2 protein-coding genes and 1 pseudogene are annotated in these 5,106 nt (G+C 73.7%); all 3 read right to left on the bottom strand.

Features of this window, described 5'->3' with window-relative positions; genetic code table 11:
* A pseudogene (locus AB0J52_RS26780) lies at positions 1-558 on the bottom strand (hypothetical protein); the annotation flags it as partial.
* A gap of 225 nt (positions 559-783) precedes the next feature.
* Complete coding sequence (locus AB0J52_RS26775) at positions 784-2,709, bottom strand: class I SAM-dependent methyltransferase (RefSeq protein WP_500185073.1); 1,926 nt, start codon at positions 2,707-2,709, stop codon at positions 784-786.
* Between the two features lie 48 nt (positions 2,710-2,757).
* On the bottom strand, positions 2,758-5,106 hold a 2,349-nt coding region (locus tag AB0J52_RS26770; protein WP_500185071.1), incomplete at its 5' end, for a hypothetical protein.

Below are 5,106 nucleotides of genomic sequence, written 5' to 3'. Positions count from 1 at the left end.
GTCCACGCGGTCGACCCCGGGCGGAACGGCGACGGGATACCACTCGCGCTGCGCCTCATACGCCGACAGCTTCCGCTCCCACGCGCGCCGCGCGTCCTCGTGCGCACGCGCGACGGCCGCACGCTCCTTCTCCCGCGCGGCCCGCTCGCGCTCGGCCCGGACGGCCTCGGCCTCGATCCGCGCCCGCGCCTCCCGCCGGCTGCGCCACAGCGGCGTCCCGGTGATGCCGAGCACCCCGGCGCACGCGACGAGCCCCGCCGCGGCGAACGACCAGGGCAGCACCCCGGTCATGGCGCACACCAGGATCAGCGCCGCGAACGCCGCGCCGCCGGCCGCGGTGATCCGCAGCGGCCGCCCGGACAGATGGTCGGCGCTCAGCCCCCGCGCCGCCCCGTACTCCGCCGGATACGCCGGCCGTCCGCCCTCCGGACGCACCGGCTCCGGCTCGCTCGGCGGGGGCCCCGGATCCTGGTGCACCTGCGCGTACCGCCACCCGACGTACAGCCGGTCGGCCTGCACCATGCGCGCGCCCGCGGAACCGTTCGGCAGATCGGTCACGTCGGCAGACCCCAGGTCACAAGGCGGTGCGGGCACTTCAGGGCAGGCTCGGCTACGGATCCTCCCCGCCCAGAGTAAAGAGCTTCCCTCTCCCGCGCGTCCCGTTCAACCGAACACGCCCCCCGATGCCCGACTCGACCCCTCCTTCCGGTCACCGCGTCCACCAGCACCAGAGATCATCTTTTCTCTTCCGGTGGCCGGATCCGGTCACCGGAAGGGCACGGCTCACCGCCCAGAGGCGCCAGCGGGACGGGTGGTCGCCGCGGGGACCGGCATGAACTCGTCCAGAGTCATCGACGGATGCGGGTACTTCCACGTCAGCCCCTCGAACCGGAGGTACATTCCCTCGGGCTCCTCGGCCATGAAGTAGTTCCCGTCCCACTGGTTCGGCTCGCACACCGCCGAGCCCGCCGGATAGGCGGCGCCCAGCGGCTCGAACTCCACACCCTTGCCGTAGATCGCGTACACGGCGGCGTCCACGAAGTTGAGGTAGCCGATCGAGCCGCGCAGGTGGGTGTCCTGGACGGCGAGGGAGTGCACCCGGTCGCGGGCGAAGTACAGCGCGCTGAGGTCCTTGACGACCTGGTCGAAGCTGTGGGCCGCGTCGTGGTGGACCAGCGCGCGGGTGCCCTGCTCCGCGAGCAGGACGGTCCGCACGTAGGTCGGCAGGTCTCCGTGGAAGATCCGGACGCGCGGCACGGCGCCGGGGAAGGCGCGCCGCACTCGCTCGTGGGCGAACCGCAGGTAGGCGTCATTGACGTCGACGATGTCCAGTTCCAGGCCCATCGGCTCGACACAGCCGGCGAACACGGCCGCGGAGCCGCCCATGAACGTCCCGACGTCCACGATCCGGGTCAGGTGGGCGTGCTCGCGCTCGATCCGGGTGAAGACGTCGAAGTAGTGCTTGGGGCTGCACTGGTCCTCGTAGTCCAGCTTCACCGACGCGACCCTGTCCGCGATGCGGTCGAAAACGGTGTTCTGTCCCGCGAACACCGACAGGTCGGCGTGGAACCCGCTCTGGATCGGGATGCCGAGCAGTTCGTGCGGCCGGTCCGCCTCGGCCAGCGCGCCGTCGGGGACCAGGAACGTCCCCCAGGTGGGCTGGTGCATGGCCACTTCGCCGATGTAGTCGAACACGCCGGTTCTCCTCGGTTGCGCTTCCTGGACGGGCGTCTCGTCCGCGGTGGAGGACGACGGTCGGTCGTCGGGTTCGTCCTGCTCGGATGTGACGTGCCCGGGCTCGTCCTGCGCGGGCTCGTCCTGCGCGGGCTCGTCCTGCGCGGGCTCGTCCTGCGCGGGCTCGTCGGATTCCGCCTGCTGGAGGCTCAGGAGGTGCTGGAGTCCGAGCACGTGCGTGTAGAGGGCGATGCGGTTGTTCTCCATCGCGGCGAGCAGCCGGGACGAGGTGTACGGCCGCAGCGCCTCGAAGAGGTCGCCCGTCCCTTCGGCGGCCGCTCGGGCCAGCACACCGAACCCGAACACAGCGGGGACGATCTCGAAACGCCAGTCGTCGGCGGCCTCCGCCACGGCGTCCTCGACGGCGGTGAGCACGCCGTTGCGCTCCCCGCCGGCGTGCTCGGCCCACGTGAAGTCGCCCGCGCCGACGAACCCTGCGGGCCCGAGTTCGTCGGTCCAGACCGAGGGGCCGTCGGCGGTGTCCGGGTGCCGTTCACCGGGAGCCAGCGGAGAAGGCTGGTAGTACATGTCGCGGCGGCCGCCCGGCCAGAGCACGTCGTGCAGGACGACGACGGCGTCCGGGGCGTTCGCCATGATCCAGGCGAGCTCCGCCCGGACGACGGCGTAGTTGTGGTCGCCGTCCAGGACGTACAGGTCGGCGGACGGCACCTGGCCGAGCGCGCCGGGAGACCGGTCCTCGACCAGCGTCAGGCGCGGGTCGGCGGCGAACGCCGCGCGCAGCCCGTCCGTCGGGCGGGGCTCCACGCAGTACACGGCGGACGCGCCCAGGTCGGCGTAGAGCGAGCTCGTCCGCCCGGACTCGACCCCGACCTCGACGACCGCGCCGATCGTCCGGACCGCGTAGACGATCTCGAACAGCTCGCGGAACAGCGCCATCGAGTGCAGCAGCAGGGACGGCTCGCGGGCGGCGCGCGGCTGGGCGTGCGGGTCGTCCCGGGAACCTGCCTCGCTCATGACGCCCCTCCCGGCCGCACGGTCACGCCGCCTCCCTCGGCGGCACGGTCACGACGGCCCTCCCAGCTTGCGGCGGGCGACCCTGCTCGCGCCCGCCGCGACGCCCTTGACGCCGGCGGTGCGGTACTCCTCCCGCAGCCGGTTGCCGATCCGGGCGGCGCGCGCGGCGTTGGTGGCCTGCTGGTCGACCGGGACCCGCGCGGCCCGTCCGGTGCGGGACTGCGGCAGCATCGCGAACGCCGCGCTCACCGTCCCCGACGACACCGACGGCACTCCGGCGCGCCGCGCGACCGGCAGCCACACCGCGCCGTGCGGCGCGTGGAACTCGACGAGGTTGCCGCCGAGGTAGCGGCAGTCGGCGAAGTGGAGGCCGACGAAGTCCTCCGGCTTCTCCCAGCGCAGCACCACCTCGCGCCGGTCCCCGGCCACCAGGCGGGCCTCGATCCAGTCGATCCGGACGATCGCCGGACGGCCCGGCAGCGCCAGCGACAGGTCCACCGTGTCGTGGTGCTCGAACCGCAGCCGGGCGAACGACAGCCCGTTGTGGTTGATCCGGACGCGGGACCGGATCACCTCGTGCCAGCGGTCGTCGCCCGTGCGGTACCGGAGCCGGCTCGTGACCGGGTCCCCGGCCGCCTCCAGCGCCTCGCCGGGCAGGTCGCCGCGCGCCACCGCGCGGGTCAGCGCGGCGAGGTGCGGGTCGGACGCGGCGAGCAGGGCCGGCCAGAACGAGTCCCGCATGTGCAGGTCAGCGAGGTCGGCCGGGTGCAGGTACGGGATCGCGGGGCGCAGGTCGTCCGGCAGCAGCCGGGTGACCAGGTCGGATCCGAAGTTGTCCTCGTGGCCCCAGGCCCCGAAGGCGGCGGCCTCCTCGGCGGTCGGCTGCTCCAGCGCGGCGACGAGGATGCGGGCCAGCCTGGTCCGGACGGCGTCGCCGTCCGCCAGGCCGGGGACGTCGCCGTCCTCGGCGTACCGGTTCCACAGCGCCTGGAAGGCCCGCACCCCGTCCTGGACGAGGCGGCGCTCGGCGTCCTGGGACGGCGAGTCGGACACCGGTCCGAGCACGGGGCCGCCGTCGGCGGTGAAGCCGATCAGCGACCCGCAGAGCGCGTTGACGGCCTGCTCGACGATCTCCGGACTGCGGGTGAGCGTTCCCGCGATCCACTCCGGATGCCCGGCCTGGGCGAGATAGCCCTCGGCGCGCAGGCCGGCCAGGTACAGCCGCTCCGAGCGCAGGTCGGTGGCCAGGTAGAGCCCGGCGGGCGCGATGCCGATCCCGGCGAGCCGGAGCACCTTCGCCAGGTTCAGCTGGATCGTCCCGCCCCAGCCGAGGTCCACGAGGGTGAGGTCGGGGTCGTCGAGCGCGCCCGCCGCGCGCAGCGACCTCAGGAGCCGTTCACGCGCCGCGGTGGCGGTCTCGGCGATACGCCCGCGCAGGTGCGGGGTCTCGGTGAGCGCCTTCGCGACACGCTCGGCGATGTCGCCGTTGTCGATGACCGCGGCGAGCTCGGTCGCCAGGCCGGGGACCTCGCCCGCTTGGAGGCCGAGCGCCTCCAGGGCCTGCCGGACGGTCATCCGGTAACCGCTGCGGCAGAACGCGTGGACGGCGTCCTCGTCGTGCGGGTCGAGGCCCCCCAGCGACGTGGTGAAGCGGGACAGCCAGACGGGCTTCGCGGTGACGTCCAGACCGCGCGCGCGGGCGGCGGCGTTGATCAGCTCGCTGAGGAGCTCGCCCTCGCGCATCGGGCACCAGAGGGTGCGGACGCCCGTCTCGTGCGCGCGGTAGGCAGCCCACTCGGCGAAGCCGGTGAGGACCGGGCCCATGACCGCCGCGCCGAACCCCCAGGCGACCTCCAGGGCCGTGGACGGGAGCGGACCCGTCGCCCGCAGCGCCTTCGCGCGCAGGCTGGTCAGCCCGTGGTCGCCGTGCACCGGGTCGAGGTCGGGGGCGTCAGGCCCGTCGCCCTCCAGCGGTTCGCCCTCGCGTTCGAGCATCGCGCCGTACACGTCGTCCACGCGGACGTAGTGGACGGTGCGGACGCCCAGCTCCCCCGGCACCCGGTCGTCGGCGTTCTCGTTGTCGCCGATGTGGACGACCTGCCGCGGTGAGAGCCCCAGGTCGTTCAGGACGGTCTCCCACAGGCCCGAGGCCTTGTCGGCGCCGTGCTGGTTGGAGCGGTACACGCGGGCGCCGCCGAGCGGCTCCAGGCCCGGCCGGTCGAGGAGGTGCGCGAGCTGCTCGCCGCTGAAGTAGGTGTCGGAGACCAGCACGATCGGGACCTCGTGCTCGGCGGCCGCCCGGACCACCTCGGCGATGTCCGCGTCCACGACGGTGATCTCGCGTTCGAGGGCGACCTCGGCGGCGACCAGGCGGTCCAGATCGCCCTTCAGGCCGCG

It is taken from the genome of Spirillospora sp. NPDC049652 (genome assembly GCF_040675125.1).
Lineage (GTDB): Bacteria > Actinomycetota > Actinomycetes > Streptosporangiales > Streptosporangiaceae > Spirillospora.
The sequence above is the reverse complement of the archived record's forward strand: the minus strand, read 5'-3'. Positions and strand labels throughout refer to the sequence as shown.

What these genes read in the sequence shown, in the direction of transcription:
- AB0J52_RS26775 (WP_500185073.1), bottom strand. Translation starts at nt 2,709, where the DNA reads ATGAGCGAGGCAGGTTCCCGGGACGACCCGCACGCCCAGCCGCGCGCC.